Genomic DNA, 18,958 nt, shown 5'->3' on the forward strand with positions numbered 1-18,958 from the left:
CCGGCATAGGCGAGGCGCAGTCGCGCACCAGGCCGAGGCGTAGCCGCACACCAGGCAGGAGCCGCCGCCGGCCACGACGAGGCCCCCGCCCGGCAGGGCAGCGCCGATCAGCCCGACACCGGCACTGGCACTGGCACCGCCACCGGCACCGGCACCGGCACCGGCACCGGCACCGGCACCGGGGTCGCGTGCCCCGCGCCGAGCGCGTACAGCCGTACCAGGTGCGGCAGTTCGTACTGCGCCGCGTGCGCGGTGACCTCGCCGCCTGGTGAGGTGACCATCCCCGCGTCGATGAGCCCCTCCACCACTCGTACGGCGTGCCGCTCATCGCACCCGAGGGCCTCGGCCGCCTCGCTCAGGCCGAACGGACCGTCTCCCGTCCCCGCGGCCAGCCGCCCCGCGTCCCTGCCGCACTCCTCCGGCAGCGCCTCCCAGCCCCGGGCCAGCCGGCGCCGTACGGACACGTCCCCGGAGGTGAGTTCGTCCAGCGTTCCGGCGGGGTCGGTGAGCCGGTCCGCGAACTCCCGCAGCGGCACATGTCGGAGCACCGCGAGACGCATCCCGCTCACCCGGACCGCCAGCGGCGACCCGCCGCAAGCACGCACGATACGTAACGCGGCCTCCCGGTCGGCTCGCACCCGGCTCCGGCCGACGAGTCCGGCGAGCAGTTGCACGGCTTCGGCGGTGCCGAGCGGCGGGACGGAGATCCGGCGGACGGGCGCCAGTCCGCCCAGTTGGCCGCGTGCGGTGAGCAGCACCCTGCCCTGCCCGCCGCTCGGGAGCAGCGGGCGTACGGCGCGTTCCTCGGGCACGTCGTCCAGGACCACCAGCACGCGGTGTGCCGCCAGCCACGCGTGCCACGCCTCGGGCCCCGACAGCGCGCCCTGGCCCGTCCGTTCACCGATCTCCTCCAGCACAGCGGGCAGCGGGCGGGCACAGCCGTCCGCGTCCCGCAGGGAGACGCAGATCCGCCCGTCGGCGAACCGGTCGCCGAGCTGGTGGGCGGCCCGCACCGCCAGCGTGGTCTTCCCGGCCCCGGCGGGCCCGGACAGCAGGACGACGCCACCGGGGCCGTCGTCCTCCAACAGGTCGAGGAGGTGCCGCAGTTCCTCGTCGTGTCCAGTGAAGTCGACGAGGTCGGACGGCAGAGCCGCCGTCGCCGCGGCGCGGCCGGAGACGGCCCGCGCGCCCGGCTGCCCGGCGGGCGCGCTCCCCCCGGACCGGTCGTCTCCCGCGAGGATCGCCCGATAACGGGCCGCCATGACAGCACTGGGCTCAAGGCCGAGTTCCCGGGCGAGGAGCTGCCGGTAGTCGTCGTAGACCGCGAGCGCTTCGCCCTGCCGGCCGGCCCCGCTCAGGGCGCGCATCCAGGCAGACCTGAGCCGCTCCCGCAGCGGGTGCAGCTCCACGAGGTCGCGCAGCCCTTCGACCACCGCCGGCGCGCCGCCCAGGTCCAACTCCGCCTCCGCCCAACTCTCGTACGCCGCCAGGTGGCGCAGCTCCAGCCGTTCGGTCTCCTCCGCCAGTCGGCGCGACTGCCGCAGGTCGTCGCCCAGTGGGGCCCCCTTCCACAGGTCGAGGGCCTGACGCAGCAGCCGGGCGGCCTGGCTGGGCGGCTGCCCCTCGGCGGCCCGCACCAGGGAGCGGAACCGCAGGAGGTCGAACTCGTCCTCTGCCACGCGCAGCACGTATCCCCCATGCGTGTGGGTGAGCCGCGGCCGGTCCCGGTCGTCCTCAGTGAGGAGGGCACGCAGGGCGCTGACGTACACCTGGAGGTTCTTGCGCGCGGTACGAGGGGGCTCCTCCGGCCAGACGGCGTCGGTCAACGCATCCACGGAGACGGGGCTGTTGGCAGAGCCGAGCAGCGTCGCCAGCACGACGCGCTGCTTCAACGGGCCGAGGGGCAGCGCCCGGTCGTCCCGGTGGACCGCGAGCGGGCCGAGGACGGAGAACCGGAGTGTGCCGGGTAACGCTGCGGGCTGCGCGGACAAACGCGGCATCGAGCGAACCTCCGAAGGGGACGGGAGTTGATCGGTCCGCTCGATGATCCGCCGCCCGGGTCTGCCGCACATCGGTACCGGGCCCGCAGAGTCACGGTGCCGGCCACCGCGTCATGGGGTCCGGGCCCCCATGGAGTGGGGAGCTTCCCCCATCCCGGCCCCGCCTGCCCCCACGGCACGGACCTCCGGCCACCGATCCGACAGCTCCGGCCCGCCACCGCCCCGGCAGGAGACCGGGCCGGCCTACCGGCGTCCGGACGTGGGCCGGTCCGGCCTGCTGGCGTCCGGACGTGGGCCGGGCCCGCCGGACCGCCGGGGTCCGGGCCGCGGCACGCCGGGCCCCGGTGGCCGGATCAGGCCGACGACACCCGTGAAGGGGCGCCGGCCCCTTCCTGGTCCTCCGCCCGCTCCGCCGACAGCGCGCACAGCGCCGAGCGGGCGACGGAGCCGGTCTTGGCCATCAGGCTGGCCATGTGCTTCTCCACCGTTCGGGGCGAGATGCACAGGTGCTGCGCGATCTGCTGGTTGCCGGGCCGCTCCGCGAGCAGCACGAACACCTCGTACTCGCGCGGCGTGACGCCCGCGGTGCGCAGCTCCGCGGGGATCCGCTCCCGACCACCCCGGCGCTGCGGGACGCTGACACCGGCCTGCCGCAGGAGGGCCCGGCAGGCCCCGGCCACCGGTTGTACGCCCGCCTCGTGGAAGTACTCCTCGGCGGTCCGCAGCCACGCGACCGGCTCGCCCCAGGAATCGCGGAGCGCCGCCTCGGCGGTCAGCCGCAGGGCGAGATGCCACACCTGTGGGAACACCGCCGCTGCCCGGCCCGCTTCCTCCACGGCGCGCCGCGCGCCGTCCGCGTCGCCGTCCCGGCCGCGAAGCACCGCGTCCGCCATGCCGAGGAACATCCGGTTCCAGGCCAACTGCCCGCCCGGCGATGCCAGCGCCTCCCGATACGCCTCCCGGCCGCCCGCGTCACCCTCGCCGTCGCTGCCTTTGCCGTCGAGGATCCGCAGCAGGGGGCGCAGCCCGTACCGGCCGCTGAGGTAGAAGAAGCTCGGGTGCTCCCGCTCCCAGTCCAACGCCGCGTCGAGGGCGGCCGTCGCCCGTGCCCGGTCCTCCCCCATCAGCGCGCCCACGGCCTGGCACAGTCCGCGCTGGAGGGGAACGAGCATCGACTCCTCGCCGCCCGCCCGGCGGAACCGCGCCAGGGCCCGCTCCTGCTCGCGGGCCCGCCCCTGATGGGCGGCGAGCACGGCATCGACGAGAAGCAGATAGCGGTGCGCCGACAGGTTCTGGAGGCGGGCGCTGGCTTCCACGGACCGCTCGACGATCCCGCGGGCGCGGTCCCATCGCCCACCCAGCACGCTCTGCATGGCGAGCAACCCGTCGACGGTCTGGAGCAGAACCAGCGAACCGAGTTCGTGAGCCGCCGCGCGGGCGGTCTCCAGCTGGGTCGCCTCCCCGCTCCGCATGAACGCGTTGGTGCCGAGCCGCACCAGTGCCTCGGCCCGGCATCCCGCGAGCCGGTGCTTCTCGGCGACCGCGAGCATCCGTACCAGGCACGCGTCGGCCTCGTCGAACCCGCGCTCCCTGGACAACAGGGCAAGCAGCTGCCACGCCTGGCAGGCCACCACGGGCCGGCCGCGTTGCTCCGCAGTGAGCGCGGCGCGCCTGGCGGAACGTTCCGCCTCCTTCAGCCGCTCGCGACCGTCCTGGCCGGCCGTGTCCCCCGGGCCGGGCCCCTCGCTCCGGCCGTCCTGCTCCGGCAGCAGCGCGAGATGGCCCTCGATCACCACGAGCGCCGCCTCCTGCTCCGGGCGCGGGGCGACCCCGAACAGGGCACGAGCCGCCTGGATACGGCGGTACGCCTCCGCCTGCTGCTCCGCCATGGTCGCGACCCACGCGACCTGTGTGTGCGCCTGGGCCCGTTCCTCCGCCGCACGAGACCCGGCGGACGCGGGCGGCAGATCGTCGAGCAGCGCGGACGCCGCGTCGAGCCGCCCGGACTCGGCCTGGGCGATCGCCAGCTGCACCGTGACCTCGTCCCGCTCCTCGTCGGCCGCGAGTCCTCGGGCGCGCTCCAGCAGCACGGCTGCGGATCCCGACGCACCGGCGTCCAGCATCTCCCGCCCGACCTGGGCGAACTGCCGGGACGCCACCACCTTGTCACCCGCCGCCAGCCGCAGAGTGGCCACCAACTGGCGTTCCTCGCCGGAGAGTACGCCGACGGACTCCTCGATGGCCGAGGCCGCGCGCCGGGCCAGCGCTGCCTGCTCGGCAGGAGGCAGCGACGCCCTGAGCGCGTCCGCCGTCAGGACGTGACGGAAGGTGTAGTGGTCGTGGGCGGCGCCGTCCGGGGCGATGATCCCCGCCTCGGAGGCCGCCCGGAGGTGCGCGAACAGCGCCCGGTCGTCGAGCCCGGTCACCGCCCTGAGCGCACCGACGGAGAACCGGCCGCCGAGCGTCGCCGCGATCAGCACCAGTTCGCGCACCGGTTCATCGAGCCGGTCCAGCCGACGCGCCCAACTGCGGACCGCACCCGTCGGCACCGTCGCCTCGCCCTGATCGGCGAGTTGCCACCCGCCGTCCGCCCTGCTCAGCCGCCGCGTGTCCAGCAGATCGGCCAGCAGCACCTCCACCAGATACGGGTTTCCGCCCGCCCGCTGCGAGAGCTGCCGATGCGCGGCAGGGGGCACCTCACCCGGTCCGGCGTCCAGACACGCGTCCACCATGTCCCGTACGGCCGCCTCATCCAGCGGCCTCAGCTCCCTCAACGAGGCGGTGTTGCGGAGGTCCGCGGCGAGAGCGAGGTCCAGGGCCGGTCCGGGGTCGGGCCGGAGCGTGCCGACAAGCATGACCGGCAGGTCCGCCACGTTGTCGACGACGTACTCGACGACCGCGATCGTCTCCGTGTCGGAGTCCTGGAGGTCTTCCAGCAGGATGACGCAGCCTTGCTCGCGGCCGAGCACCGCGAGCAGTCTGAGCAGTGCCTCGGCCAGTTCGACCAGGGAGATCGCGTAACCGGGCGCCACCGCGCCGGCCCGCCATTCCGGCACGAGTCCGGCCAACGCGGGCCGGTAGGGCACGAGTTCCGGATCGTCCGGGGCGCCGGCCGCCCGGAATCGCGAGGACAGCGCCTCGATCAGTGGCCGGAAGGGCACGACGAGCCCGGTGGACGTGGCGCGGCCACGCAGGACCGGCATGTCCAGGTCGTACGCGCGAAGGGCGCACTCGCCGGCCAGCCGGGACTTGCCGATCCCCGCCTCGCCGACGAGGAACACCGCGCGTCCGGCCCCCCTCCTGACGCTCTCCAGGGCCTCGTCCATCAGCCCGATCTCGGCTTCCCGCCCCACGATGACCGACGACGTCGCTCGCATGGGCGCAGGATACTTGGTCCCTTTCCCTCACGGCAGAGGGCCGGGGAACCCCCCGGCCCTCGCTCCCCCCGTCAAGAGGTCATCGACCACACGTCACGTGGCGATGACGCCGTCCTCTTTTTCAGCAGAACGGGACGGTGGCGGTGGTGAAGGGCGAGTCCAGGAAGGCGGCAGCGCCGAATTCCCCCGTTCCGAGCAACCTGCTGCGCAGGCCCAGCGCCCCGCTCGCCCCGAGTGTCACCTCTCCCACCGGGTGGTCCTGGGCCGCGGTCTCCCCGCCTGCGCCGCCGTCGACGTATCTCACCGAGTCACTGATCTGCATGGTCCTCACTCGTCCTTCATCCGCGGGAGTGGTGGTCGTGCTGAGCTGTGCGGTGCTGCGTGGTGCGGTGTGTCTGGTCGTGCGGTCGGGGGCTCTGTGCGGTCGGGGGCGCTCTTTGGGGTCGAGGTGCTCCGTGGGGTCGCATCACGGTCGGCGGCGGTCCATTACACGGGGGCGGCCCGGTGCCGGGCACGGCTGCCTAGGTCCCGTCTTCCGGGCCGAGCCCCGACCGGGCGGACGTCCGCAGGAGAAGCACGGACGGCACGCGCTCCGGGAACCCCGCCCGGAGGAGACCGTGCCCGATCCCCGCCAGCCCGGTCAGCAGGCCAGGGTGCGGAACCCCGTCCGGGGCGCCGCTCCGGGCGTCGGCCTCCTCGACGGAAGCGAGGAGCGCTCCGGCCCGACGGATCCAGTGCGGGCGGGCCTCCGGCAGCGCGCTGTGACCGAGGAGTTCGCACAGTCCCGCCTCACCGTGGCAAAGGCTGTCGTCGGGAGCCGGCCGGGCCCGGCCCAGCTCCTCGACGGTCCTGCGGGACCAGTCAGCGAGAAACGGGTCGTCCAGGGCTCCCGGCGCGTCCAGCACCGCGAGTGCGATGCCCGCCCGCCCCCGGCACCACGCCGAGGCCCGGGCGCCGCCCACGGGTCCATCGGCCGATGAGCGGGCAAAGGCTCCTCCGTGGCTCGCGCCCGGACTCCCGCCTCGGCCGGCCTCCGGGCCGCCGTCCGGTCCCCGGCTTCCGTCCGGCTCTCCCCCGGCTGCCGCCCGGAGCGCGGACAGGCCCGCGGCTCTGTACCGCTCACCGCTCGCGGCAGCCCCTCCCCCGGCCCCGGCGGTGGCCTCGGCCTCTGCCTCGGCGAATCGCAGGAGGGCCCATCCGAATCCGGCCGCCCCTGTGGTGAAACCCCGCCCGACGGCCGTGGGACCGGCGTCCGCCAACCGGTCCGCGCAGGCCCGCGCGGCCCGCCAGGTCTCCAGTCCCTCCGCGCCTGCTCCGGTACCGCCCCGGTGGGCGGCCAGCAGGGCGACGAGCCCGCCGGCGACGCCCGCGCCGACCCCGTGCTCCTGCTCGGAGCGGGCCGCCGTGCCGACCAGCCGGAACATGGCCGACGCCCATGAGCCGACCTCCGGATCGTCCAGCAGCTGTGCCGTCTCGGAGAGCGCGTACGCGATGCCGCCGAGGCCTGAGAAGGCCCCCGAGCCGACCGCTCCGAGGTCCGTGGGCCGGGCGCGCAGCGCGTCGAGCAGCCCGGGCACCGGCGCCAGGGCCGTACGAGCCGCCTCCGCGTAGTGTCCGGCCCCGGTGAGCGCCGCCAACTGGGCCAGGAACAGCGCGGGTCCGGTGTAGCCACCGGCCAGGTCGGCCGGCATCGGGCCGATCCGCCAGTAACGGTCGTCCAGGAGTTCCAGGCCGATCCAGTTGCTGCGCGATCCGTCGCGGTACGCGAGGGAGACCAGCTGGTCTCCCACGGACCGGGCCGCCGACAGCAGCCGCTCCGGCTCCGGGGCGCGGTCCGCCGTACGGGTGCGTCGTCCCTCGGCAGGGCGGTGCGCGGGCGTGCGGGAGGTCGTCGCCATCGCGGCCCGCACGATCCATTCCTGGTCCTGCCGGTCGACCGTGTCCAGGGCGGCGAGCTTTGCGGCGACGCGGTCGAGCCCGGGCCGGTCCGTGCGGCCGGCCGGCGGCCGTTCCGGCGCGCCCCTCAGCCGGTCCCCGCCCGGGCGGGCGGTGAACAGCGGCACGTCTCCCGCCCAGAGTTGGGCGATCTCCTCCTCGACCAGGCCGGGAGCGAGGACCGTGCCGAACAGGTCGGTCCGCAGGGTCTCCAGGACCCGCTGTCGGGCGTCCGCGTCCTTCAGCAGGTCAGGATGCGTCGACTCGTCGAGCAGTGTGCTGTACACCCAGGTGGGACGCATCACCACCCGCGCCTCGTCCTCGGCGAACGCCGTCAGCGGGCCCGTCTCGTGGAGCAGTTCCTCCCTGGCCGCGCTGATCGCCGTGTAGCCGGCGCGGAACCCGGCGCAGAGCGCCTCGATGTGGGCCCCCGGCTCGATGGGCCCGCCGCCCGCAAGACGCGGCCGGTTGGCGGACTCACCGAACCTCCCGGCCCTGCGTACCAGGCGCATCCGGTCGGTGCCGGCGTCGGCCCAGTCCGCCCGGGCCACGGGCGACACCGCCTCGTGCCCGCCACCGACCGCGGACACGTCCAGGGCGCTGTGGTCGCCCACCAGCAGTTGGGGCAGCAGCCCGACCCGGTACACCGAGTCGTGGAGTGCGCGGGCGGCGGGGTCGTCCGTGTCAGCGCCCGGGAGCGGCGGGTGGAACAGGGTCTCCACGTCGACCAGCACCGGGTGGGCGCCGACGGCGATCAGGTTCTCGTGGTGCAGGTCGGTCCCGTCGAGGAGGTGCAACAGGGCCAGCAGCGCACCTTGGCGGCGGTAGAACGTCTCGACCTCCGCGGCACGGACGCAGGGTTGCGCGGCGATGAACTCCACCCACCCGTAGTCGCCCCGGTCGAGCAGCCGCAGTGTGCGGAGGTCCACGGCGTCGGGCAGTCGGTTGAACCAGGCGACGAGGACGTTGAAGTGGCGGTGCATGGCGAGAGGCCGGGGCTTGTACACCAGCCGGGACCCGTCGGCGAAACGCAGCAGCATCACACTCCGTCCGCCCTGGTGCCCGTCTCCGGCACCGGGTTCGACGCCCACGAGCAGCCCCAGGTCCCCGCCGGAACCTGCCAGGAGGCCGGCGGTCAGGCGGGCGTGGTCGTCCGCCAGCCGCTCCAGCGTCTCCGCCACCGCGTCCGCGGCGTCGAGAGCCGCCCGCCCCAGGATCCGGGCCAGCACCGGCCGCCCGGCCAGCAGGGCCGCCAGGCCGTGCCGGGACGCGGTACGCCCCAGGAAGTCCCGGAACCGGGCCCGCGTGTCGTCCCCGACGAGGCGCTCGGCGGTCCGCGCCTCGTACAGCTCCAGCACCAGCGTCCGCGCCGCCGCCCGCGCCAGCCTGCCGCTGAGCTGCCGCTCCAGATCACCCCGGACAGCGGTCATGTTCACGAGCTTCCGCGCCCGCCCCGAAACGCCCCGCTCCAGCCGTTCCCCGGCGCAGACCGTGAACGGCCGCAGCACCCACTCGAAACCGCTGAGCCCCGGATACTCCCCGTCAGGCGCCACGCTCTCCACAGGCGTAGCGGCCGACACCTCTTCGGCGAACGCGGCCCAATCCGGCCGCCCTCCACCCCCGTCACCGCAGACCAGCCCGGCCTCCCACCACCGCTCGATCGCCGACAGAGAAGCTCCAGCCCGCCCTTGTCCCGCCTCCGCCGCCATCGCCCCTCCTCCGCAACCCGGCCGACCGCTCGGCGCCATGGCCGATCCTGGTACGGGAGAGGCCTCCGCGGCATGGGGAATAGCCCCCCATGTTTTCCACCTCGCCGCGCCACCACGAAGATGCGGGTACGCCCGCTGCCCTCTGGCGCAGGTTCGCCGGGACCTCACGTTCGGGAAGGACCTGAAACAGCAGTGCCGCGCTGTGGCGGCGCAGAGGCCCGGCAAACTCCACGCGGACAGCGCACCCGGCGAACGGCCAGGTCGTTTCAACCGGCTTGGGCAGGCCCGGCGTGCTCATCTGCCATGGGCGACGCACGGTCCGTGAGGACGAACCTTCCTACTTCTCGTGCTGCCGACGCACCATCTCGTTGATCCAGATGGGTGCGTACGGAGACGTGCAGCCCGGGGAAGTCGGGTAGTCCTTGAGCACCTCCAGGCGCTCACCGATGCCGAGTGCGCGGGTGCGGTGCTCGGCGTGCTCGATCCCGATCTGAGCCAGGCAGTGGTTCATCGCCCACTGGAGGCGATCCGGGGCGTCTTTCATCTCCGCCTCGATGACGTCGAGCAGTCCTGCGAGGTCGAGACCCTCGGGCTTCTTCGCCACGCGTTCGGTGGTCAGCGCCCAGCCGGCACTCGCGACCACTGGATCCGGATCGGCGGACCAGGCCAGACGCAGCTCTTCAGCGTGCGGGCTCTTCTTCACCACGTAGCTCACGAGCCAGTCGTGCACCTTGGGTGTGCGCGCCTCGCGCACCATCGCGTCCAACTCGTCACGCCCGAACGCCTTCGGGCGGCAGATCAGGATCGCCAGCAGCCTCGCCGTGGTGTCATCCGTCTCCCAGAGTCGGCACGCGAGTTCCTGCTGCGTCTTCAGCCGCTTCGCGAGCGCACGCAGCTTGCTGAGGTTCACACCGTGATCGTCACCGTGCTTCTCGTTCACCGCACGTGCCCTCGGGTCCTCAAGCCCGGCCAGCTCGGCCATCACCTCGGCCGGCGTCGTCTCGGCCACCACAGCCTCCTGTCCATCACGTGCGAGTTTCAGCCTACGACGGAAGTCGGCCCAGCCCATGATCGGCCGGCCAGGCTCCCGTGAGATGGCGGCCTCCTGTCGGCAGGAGGACCCTTGGAGCGCAGCCACCTCGCCCTCGGCACGGTAGTCCGCCTCCAGGATTCCCGCCCTAGCCGTCTTGTCCCCGGACAGCACCAGAGCGTTGAGCCGTGCGCGCAGATCCCCCGCGGTCCCGAGGTCCAGCGTGCGCAGACCGTTGATACGTGGCCACATGGCCTTACTCCCTCCCACGCGTACACCGTTCGCGCGCGAGGCGTGCCGCTCGGACACCGCGCTCGGGCATTTATTTGACATTCTCAACTATTGGTCGTTACATATAACAAGGTGCTTGAGCATCTCAAGCTTTCCTCGACCCCCACAGGGACCGCCATGAACCACTCCGAGTCTCCCACCGACGCCGTCCGCCGCCTGCGCGCCACTTTCCGCACCGGACGCACCGTCCCGCTCGCCTGGCGCACCGGTCAGCTCCACCGGCTGCGCGCGCTGCTGACCGAGCGCGGCGACGTGCTCGCCGACGCCCTCCGCGCCGACCTGGGCAAGAGTCGTACCGAGGCCTACCGCACCGAGATCGACTTCACCGTCCGCGAGATCGACCACACCCTGGAGCACCTGGAGCAGTGGCTGCGGCCCGAGCCGGCGCCCGTGCCCGCCGCGCTCGGCGACGCCAGCGCCTGGACCGTCCGCGACCCGCTGGGGCTCGTCCTCGTCATCGCCCCGTGGAACTACCCCGCGCAGCTCCTGCTCGCCCCGCTGGTCGGCGCTCTCGCCGCCGGCAACTGCGTCGTCGTCAAGCCCAGCGAACTGGCGCCCGCCACGTCCGCGGCCCTGGCCCGGCTGCTCCCCGCCTACCTGGACACCGACGCCGTGGCCGTCGTCGAGGGCGGGGTACCCGAGACGACCGCACTGCTCGACGAGCGCTTCGACCACATCTTCTACACCGGCAACGGCACGGTGGGCCGTATCGTGATGGCCGCCGCCGCCCGGCACCTCACGCCCGTCACCCTCGAACTGGGCGGGAAGTCACCGGCGTTCGTCGACCGGGACACCGACCTCACCGTGGTCGCCGCACGCCTGGCAGCGGGCAAGTTCCTCAACGCGGGCCAGACCTGCGTCGCGCCCGACTACGTACTCACCGACCCGGAGACCGCCCGTTCCCTGGAGAGCGCGCTGACGGCCGCCGTCGAGTCCCTCTACGGCACGGACCCCGCCACTCACTCCGAGTACGGCCGGATCGTCAACGAGCGGCACTTCGACCGCCTGACCGGTCTGCTGTCGTCCGGCCGTACGGTGGTCGGCGGGATCCACGACCGCGCCACCAAGTACATCGCGCCGACCGTCCTCGCCGACGTGCCCGTCGATTCACCCGTCATGGCCGAGGAGATCTTCGGGCCCGTGCTCCCCATCGTGGAAGTGGCGGGTCTCGACGAGGCGATCGAGTTCATCAACGACCGGGACAAGCCGCTGGCCCTGTATGCCTTCACCGACTCCCCCACCACCCGCGAGCGCCTGGCCGCGGAGACCTCGTCCGGGGCCCTCGGACTCGGCCTGCCCCTCGCCCATCTCACCGTCTCCGAGCTGCCGTTCGGCGGAGTCGGCGAGAGCGGCATGGGCAGCTATCACGGCCGGTACTCGATGGACACCTTCAGCCACCGCAAGGCGGTCCTGGACAAGCCGCTCGCGTGACCCCGAGCGTCGAGGGGCGCTGACGCCGCGCGGCCTCAGCGCCCCTCGAAGATGTCCTGCGCCACGGTGGTAAGTACCTGCGGGGGCCGAGACGGCTGCCGCAGGGGAGGGTGCCGCACCCCGGCCCGGTTACTTGGTGGAGCCCTGCGCGAAGCCGTTGTAGATCCAGCGCTGGAGGCAGAGGAAGACCACCAGCGTGGGGACGATCACCAGGATGGCGCCCGCCGAGATGTTCTCCCAGTGCGCCCCGTACGGCCCCTTGAAGCGGAAGAGGGCGGTGGACATGGTGACGAGCCCTTCGGACGGCATGTACAGGAAGGGGATGTAGAAGTCGTTGTAGACGGTGATCCCCTTGACGATCACGACGGTGGCGATCGCAGGCTTCAAGAGCGGGAAGATGATCTTCCGGTAGATCGTGAAGGTGTTGGCCCCGTCCAGGCGCGCGGCCTCGTCCAGGGAGATCGGGATGGACCGGATGAACTGCAGGAAGATGTAGATCGAGACGATGTCCGTCCCCATGTACAGCAGGATCGGCGCCCAGCGCGTGTCGAACAGGCCGAAGCTGTTGATGACCTGGAAGGTCGCCACCTGCGTGGTGACACCCGGTACGAGCGTGGCGACGAGGAACAGCGCCATGACGAGCTTCTTCGCCCGGAAGTCGAACCGGTCGATCGCATAGGCGGTCATGGAGCCGATGACGACGGTGCCGCCGATGGAGAAGACCAGGATGAAGGCCGTGTTGCCGAAGGCCGTAAGCATCTTGCCGTCGTTGAACGCGGTGACGTAGTTGCCGAAGTTCAGCCAGTCGCCCGGCAGCGACAGCGCGCCCCCGTCGGCGACCTCGTCGGACGTCTTGAGCGAGGTCAGGAAGACGACGGCGAGCGGCAGAAGAACCACCAGGCCGGCGGAGACCAGCGACAGATAGGTCAGGGCAGGCCCGATCCGGGGACGGCGGCTGCGGCGGGCGGTCAGGGCCGTGGTCATACGAGGTCCACCTTGTCATCGGGCACGAGACGGCGCTGTATCCAGGTGATCAGGAGAATGATCAGGAGCAGCACGACCGCGGCCGCCGAGGCCAGGCCGGTCTTGTTGAACTGGAAGGCGAGCTTCACGGTCTGGATGACGAAGGTCGAGGTACCGGTCGCGCCGCCCGTCATGATGTACGGGATCTCGAATACGGCGAGGGAGCCCGAGATCGCCAGGATCACGCTGAGCGTGAGTACGGGTTTGATGCTCGGCGCGATGATGTGCCGGAACTGCTGCCACTTGTCGGCGCCGTCCAGGTCGGCGGCTTCGTACAGCTCCCCCGGGATCGACTGGATCGCCCCCAGGAACAGTACGAAGTTCAGGCCCGTGAAGCGCCACACGGAGACGCCGGCCAGCGAGGTGTTCGCGGAGGTGGGGTCACCGAGCCAGGCGTGGTCGGTGTCCGCGCCGAACCAGGACAGTACGGAGTCGAGCGTGCCGCCGTCCTGGAAGAAGTAGAGGAAGACGAAGCCGATGGCGACGCCGTTGACGAGATAGGGAAAGAAGAGAAGTCCCTTGAACAGGTTGCGGAATCTGAGGTCGAAGCTCAGCACGGTCGCGAAGTACAGCGCGGCGACGATCTGGACGGCGGACGCGGCGAGGTAGTAGCCGCTCACGAGGAAGACCTTGAAGAGTTCCGGCCGGGTGAAGATCTGCCGGTAGTTGTCGACGCCGGTGAAGTCGCGGTCCGGGCTGATGCCGTCCCAGTCGGTGAAGCTGTAGAAGACCATGTTCGCCACCGGGACGTAGGTGAACGTGATCAGCAGGGCGAGCGGGATCAGCAGGAACAGCCACGGGGTGGCCCGCCGGAGCGGACTGCTGCGCCAGGAACGGCCGGGTGGGCCGCCGCGCGCGCCGGGTCCCGAGGGCCCGCGGAGCGCCTTGTGCGTCATGAGTGCCGCTCCTGCGGGGGACTGCGCGGGCGCTGTGTCGGTCGATTCGGTCATGTCGGCCTTTCTGTCCGCTGATGCGGTACGACAAGGGCCCCGACCGGTGCGGTGCGGTCGGGGCCCGCGTCCGTGGTCCGTCAGGAGCCGGCGGCCTTCGCTGCCTCGTCCCACTTCTTGTCCAGGTCGGAGAAGAAGTCCTGGAGGCTGCCCTTCTGGGCGCCGCGTGCGGTGTCGATCAGCCTCTGGCGGTAGTCGGGCTTGGCCAGGCCGATCTCGGCGGCGTTGTCGATCTCGTTGACCTTCTCGGTCTCCGCCTCGGAGCGCTCCACCAGCGTGACATCGTTGTCGGCGTAATCCTTGAGTGTGCTCGGCAGAGCGGCCGCGTTCAGCGTGGGGACGGCGCCTTCCTTCTGCGAGTAGCCGGACTTCTCCGTGAACCAGTCGATCCAGGCCCGCGCCGCGGTCTTGTGCTCGGAGTGGATGCTGACGGCCTGCTGATAGTCCGAGACGAGGGTGGCGCAGAACGCCCCGTCCTTCTGCACGGGGAAGGGCATGAAGCCGATGTCGTCCGGGTCGGTGCCCGCCGCCTTCGCCGCGTCACGCATCTGCGTGATCGCCCACGAACCGAGGTGCATCGTCGCTATCTCGCCCTTGGCGATGAGCCCCTTGGAACTCTCCCAGTTCGTGGTGGTGGGGTCCTTCTCGGCCAGCCCCTCGTGGACGATGCCGTAGAGAAGTGAGTCGATGACGTTCAGCTCACTGCCCTGCTTCCAGGGGGAGACAGGGCCGGCGAGCTGGTCGTTGGCCTTCGCGTCGCAGGTGACCGAGCCCACGTTGTTGGTCCAGGCGGTGAGCGGCCAGCCGTCCTTGAAGTTCGTGTAGTACGGCACCGCGCCGGTCTTGTCCTTGATCGCCTTCAGGCCGGCCGTGAATTCCTCGGGCGTGGTCGGCCACTCGGTGACGCCGGCCTGCTTCCAGACGGCCTTGTTGTAGACGAAGCCGTTGGCCGTACCGAACTGCGCGATGCCGTAGACCTTGCCCCCGACATCCGTCTTGTCGCTGAAGCGGTACTTGTCGGCGAGTTCGGACGTGGGGCCCAGGGGGGCGAAGAACTTCGGGTAGTCACCCTTGGAGACCGCGGCGGGGATCATCAGGACGTCGCCGTACTGCTTGGTGTTCATGCGGATCTTGACCTCCCCCTCGTAGTCGGTGAGCGCCTCGAACGTGACCTTCACCTTGGGGTAGATCTTGTTGAACTCGGCGGCGTACGCCTTCATCGCCCCGCTCTGCACCAGGTCGGTACGGGCCGTCAGGACCTTGATGCCGCCCGACACGTCAGCCGCGTCGGTCGGCGCGGCCGCCGTCTCCGTGGAGGGGGTGCCTGCGCCGCTGCACCCCGCCACGGTCAGCATCGCGACGGTCAGTAGCGCGCCCGTGAGCGACTTCGTCTTCCCCATGTGCCCAACTCCTTCAAGATTGCGGCTCAGTGATTGCGGCTCAGGTGGTGCAGGTGGGATGACGGCACTATGCCAGCCGGTGGTGAACCGGTAAAGCTGCGATTTCCAGCATGATGCCCAATCGTTACCAACAGTGCGGTATCCGCTAACTCAGGCCCCGAAATAGCCACAGTGTGTTACGTGTTGGCGCCTGAACCGGGCTTTACCGGTTTATGGACAGGGAGTTGGGTCCGGGTTAGGTTGTGCGGCGTCGTACATCCACCTGGCCCGAGTCAGGCGATTGGAGCCGCACCATGAAGGACGTCACCCAACTGACCGACGGCTGGAGTCTGCGCCACAAGGGGGTGCTGCTCCCGGCGCAGGTCCCCGGCTGCGTGCACACCGATCTGCTGGCCGCTCAGCTCATTCCCGATCCGTTCGTCGGCCGCAACGAGACGGAGGTCGCCTGGGTCGGCGCGCGGGCGTGGTCCTACGTCACGGAGCTGTCCCACAGCACCGACCACGAACGAAGCGACCTGGTTTTCGACGGTCTGGACACCGCAGCCGAGATCAGCCTCGCCGGCCAGGTCCTCGGTTCGACGCGCAACATGCACCGCGGTTACCGCTTCGACGTCACCGGACGCACCGGCACACTGGAGGTCGGCTTCACCTCCGCGTACCAGGAAGCGGCGAGGGTCAGGGAACTGACCGGAGAGCGGCCCAACGTCTATCCCGAGCCCTTCCAGTACATCCGCAAGATGGCCGCCAACTTCGGCTGGGACTGGGGGCCGACCGTGGTGACCGCGGGCATCTGGCGCCCCGTACGGGTTGAACACTGGTCGACCGCGAGAATCGCGCAGGTACGCCCGCTCGTCACGGTCGCAGAGGACGGCACGGGGCACGTGGAGATGCGCATCCGGGTCGAACGCACACAGCAGGGCGCCGGACGACGTCTGGTCGCGCGCGCCCACGTGGCCGGCACTTCACGGACCGCGGTCCCCGACAGGACCGATGCGGTGCCCGACGGGGCCGACGCAGTCTCCAACCGTACAGATGCCGTTCTCGACAGGACCGAGGTCGTTCTCGACGGTGAGGAGGCGGTGATCCGCCTGGAGGTGCCCGACGCGGGACTCTGGTGGCCCCGCGGGTACGGCGAACAGCCGCTCTACGCTCTCGGGCTGACCCTGCTCGACGAGACCGGCGATCTCGACACCTGGCACCGGCGGATCGGCTTCCGCACGGTCGAACTGGACCGCTCCGCCGACGAGCACGGCACGGGATGCACCTTCGTCGTCAACGGCGTACGGATCTTCGCGCGCGGGGTCAACTGGATCCCGGACGACGTCCTGCCCAGCCGTGTCACCCCGGAGCGGTACCGGACCCGCCTGACCCAGGCGGCCGAGGCCAATATCGACCTCGTCAGGATCTGGGGCGGCGGGATCTACGAGGACGACGCCTTCTACGACGTCTGCGACGAGCTCGGACTGATGGTCTGGCAGGACTTCCTCTTCGCCTGCGCCGCCTACCCGGAGGAACAGCCGCTGCGCGGCGAGGTCGAGGCGGAGGCCCGGGACAACGTTGTCCGGCTGATGCCGCACCCGAGCCTCGTGCTCTGGAATGGCAACAACGAGAACCTCTGGGGCTTCAGGGACTGGGAGTGGGAACCGTCCCTCGCCGGTGACTCGTGGGGGGAGGGGTACTACCTCGGGCTGTTGCCGCGGATCGTCGCGGAACTCGACCCCACCCGCCCGTACACGGCGGGAAGCCCCTGGTCCGGTTCCTGGGACCACCACCCCAACGACCCGCGCCACGGCACCCACCACTCCTGGGAGGTGTGGAACCGGCAGGACTACGCGGAGTACCGCGCGAGCGTCCCCCGGTTCGTCGCCGAATTCGGCTGGCAGGCCCCACCGGCGATGGCGACCCTGCGCAGGGCACTGCCCGGCGAAACCCTCGCCCCCGACTCCCCCGGCATGCTGCACCACCAGAAGGCCGAGGACGGCAACGGGAAGCTCAACCGGGGGGTGGAACGCCATTTCACCCTCCCCGAAGGGGACTTCGACCGGTGGCACTACCTCACCCAGGTCGTCCAGGCGCGCGCGGTCGCGGCGGGCATCGAGCACTGGCGCGCGCACTGGCCTGTCTGCGCGGGCACGGTGGTCTGGCAGCTGAACGACTGCTGGCCGGTCAGTTCCTGGGCCGCGATCGACGGCGACGGGCGGCTGAAGCCCCTCTACCACGAGTTGCGCCGGGTGTACGCGGACCGGTTGCTGACGCTGCTGCCCGAAGCCGGAGGGCTCGTCGTCGCCGTCGTCAACCAGTCCGCCGGCCCCTGGCGGACGACCGTGACCCTCAGGCGGTGGGAAGCGGACGGCTCCGTGGTGCGGGAGTCGGTGCTCGACGTCGTGGCGGAGCCCCGGTCGGTGGTGCGCCTGCCGGTCCCGGCGGACCTCCTGCCGGCCGAGCACTCCTCCAAGGAGTTCCTGGTAGCCGACGCGGACGGTTTGCGCGCGGTCCACTTTCCCGTCCCCGACAAGGACTTCTCCTACCCGGAACCTCGCCTCGACGTCCGGCTGGAACCCGTGCCCGGCCGGAGCGATAGGGTCGACGTCGTGGTGACTGCCCATACCTTGGTGAGAGACCTCCTCCTGCAGGCCGACCGCCTCGGCCCCGAGGCGACCGCGGACTGCGGTCTGCGTACGCTGCTGCCCGGCGAGGTGACCCGTATCGGGGTCAGCGGCCACGGGTCGGCGGACGCCGACGCCGTCCGAGCCGCGCTCTTCAGTGTGGGTACGGTGTGAAGCCCTCTTCCGGACGCATCACGATCAACGACGTCGCCGCTCGGGCGGGCGTGTCCAAGGGTGCGGTCTCCATGGCCTTCAACAACAGGCCGGGGGTCTCGCAGACCACCAAGGAGCGCATTTTCGAGGCCGCGCGCGAGCTCGGCTGGGCTCCCCACCAGACCGCGCGCAGCCTGTCCAACCAGCGCATCGACATCGTCGGACTCGCCATCTGCCGGCCGGCCCGTCTGCTGGGGCTCGAACCCTTCTACATGGAGTTCATCTCCGGCATCGAAAGCGTCCTGGCCGAACGGTCGTGCTCGCTCCTGCTGCGCCTGGTGCGCGATCTCGACGAGGAGATCACGCTGTACGAGAACTGGTGGCGCAGCAAGATGATCGGCGGCGCCATCCTCGTCGACTTCCACCAGGACGACCCGCGTGTTCCGGCACTTCAGGGCATCGGGCTTCCGGCGGTCGCGGTGGGGCACCCCTCACTGACGGGATCGTTCCCGTCGGTCTGGACGGACGACGCCACGGCGGTGGCCGAGGCCGTCCGCTATCTGGCCGCCCTGGGCCACCGTCGCATCGCGCGGGTCGGTGGGCCGGCGGGCCTTGGGCACAGCGGGATCCGGGCCGCCGCCTTCGAGTCCACGACCCGTGAGCTCGGCCTGGAGCAGCACCGTCAGGTGGCCACGGGTTTCGCAGGCGAGGACGGCGCCCGGGCGACCCGCGGGCTGTTGCTGTCGCAGGAACGGCCCACGGCGATTCTGTACGACAACGACATCATGGCCGTCGCGGGTGCCGGAGTCGCGGCGGAGATGGGCCTCGTCGTGCCCGACGACCTGTCGTTGCTCGCGTGGGACGACTCACAGCTGTGCCGGCTGACGCATCCGACTCTGTCGGCGATGAGTCACGACGTGCACGAGTTCGGCGAGGAGGTCGCGCGCACTCTTTTCGGGGTCATCGCAGGCACGCACAGCGGTTCGCTCCAGGCTGCCACGCCTTCCCTCACCCCCCGGGGCTCAACCGGTCCGCCGCCGCGCGGATAACGCC

General features: G+C 71.4%; 11 protein-coding genes. 3 read left to right on the top strand and 8 right to left on the bottom strand.

Annotation, left to right across the window (positions count from 1 at the left end):
* Positions 1–107: 107 nt before the first annotated feature.
* From AC07FA_RS06040 to AC07FA_RS06060, 5 genes are all read right to left on the bottom strand, one after another.
* The gene (locus AC07FA_RS06040) at positions 108–2,000 is read right to left on the bottom strand and encodes an AfsR/SARP family transcriptional regulator (RefSeq protein ID WP_479073498.1); all 1,893 of its coding nucleotides are present in this window, start codon (positions 1,998–2,000) and stop codon (positions 108–110) included.
* Positions 2,001–2,353: 353 nt separating this feature from the next.
* Positions 2,354–5,377: a helix-turn-helix transcriptional regulator gene (locus AC07FA_RS06045; protein WP_479073499.1), complete on the bottom strand. Its 3,024-nt coding sequence runs from the start codon at positions 5,375–5,377 to the stop codon at positions 2,354–2,356.
* Between the two features lie 121 nt (positions 5,378–5,498).
* Positions 5,499–5,699, bottom strand: coding sequence for a hypothetical protein (locus AC07FA_RS06050; protein ID WP_479073500.1), 201 nt, complete (start codon positions 5,697–5,699; stop codon positions 5,499–5,501).
* A gap of 199 nt (positions 5,700–5,898) precedes the next feature.
* Positions 5,899–9,021, bottom strand: a complete 3,123-nt coding sequence (locus AC07FA_RS06055) for a type 2 lanthipeptide synthetase LanM family protein (RefSeq protein ID WP_479073501.1) — start codon at positions 9,019–9,021, stop codon at positions 5,899–5,901.
* A 337-nt stretch (positions 9,022–9,358) separates the two neighbouring features.
* A complete protein-coding gene (locus tag AC07FA_RS06060) occupies positions 9,359–10,003 on the bottom strand; it encodes a DNA alkylation repair protein (RefSeq protein ID WP_479074237.1) in 645 nt (214 codons plus the stop codon).
* Positions 10,004–10,459: 456 nt separating this feature from the next.
* Here AC07FA_RS06060 and AC07FA_RS06065 point away from each other — a divergent pair, with 456 nt between their 5' ends.
* Positions 10,460–11,773 carry an aldehyde dehydrogenase family protein gene (locus AC07FA_RS06065; protein WP_479073502.1) on the top strand — a complete coding sequence of 438 codons (1,314 nt, stop codon included), beginning with the start codon at positions 10,460–10,462 and terminating at the stop codon, positions 11,771–11,773.
* Between the two features lie 129 nt (positions 11,774–11,902).
* Here AC07FA_RS06065 and AC07FA_RS06070 read toward each other — a convergent pair whose 3' ends face one another.
* From AC07FA_RS06070 to AC07FA_RS06080, 3 genes are all read right to left on the bottom strand, one after another.
* Complete coding sequence (locus AC07FA_RS06070; RefSeq protein WP_479073503.1) at positions 11,903–12,757, bottom strand: carbohydrate ABC transporter permease; 855 nt, start codon at positions 12,755–12,757, stop codon at positions 11,903–11,905.
* The gene (locus AC07FA_RS06075; protein WP_479073504.1) at positions 12,754–13,746 is read right to left on the bottom strand and encodes a carbohydrate ABC transporter permease; all 993 of its coding nucleotides are present in this window, start codon (positions 13,744–13,746) and stop codon (positions 12,754–12,756) included. The genes AC07FA_RS06070 and AC07FA_RS06075 overlap by 4 nt, the downstream gene beginning before the upstream one ends.
* 80 nt (positions 13,747–13,826) lie before the next feature.
* The gene (locus tag AC07FA_RS06080; RefSeq protein ID WP_479073505.1) at positions 13,827–15,146 is read right to left on the bottom strand and encodes an ABC transporter substrate-binding protein; all 1,320 of its coding nucleotides are present in this window, start codon (positions 15,144–15,146) and stop codon (positions 13,827–13,829) included.
* A 293-nt stretch (positions 15,147–15,439) separates the two neighbouring features.
* Between AC07FA_RS06080 and AC07FA_RS06085 the strand changes: the two genes are divergently transcribed.
* Positions 15,440–17,926 carry a glycoside hydrolase family 2 protein gene (locus tag AC07FA_RS06085; protein WP_479073506.1) on the top strand — a complete coding sequence of 829 codons (2,487 nt, stop codon included), beginning with the start codon at positions 15,440–15,442 and terminating at the stop codon, positions 17,924–17,926.
* Positions 17,923–18,954 (top strand): LacI family DNA-binding transcriptional regulator, encoded by a 1,032-nt coding sequence (locus AC07FA_RS06090; protein WP_479073507.1) that lies wholly within the window; start codon positions 17,923–17,925, stop codon positions 18,952–18,954. Before AC07FA_RS06085 ends, AC07FA_RS06090 begins: the two co-directional genes overlap by 4 nt.
* The last annotated feature ends 4 nt before the right edge of the window (positions 18,955–18,958 follow it).

It is taken from the genome of Streptomyces sp. NPDC045968 (genome assembly GCF_056430475.1).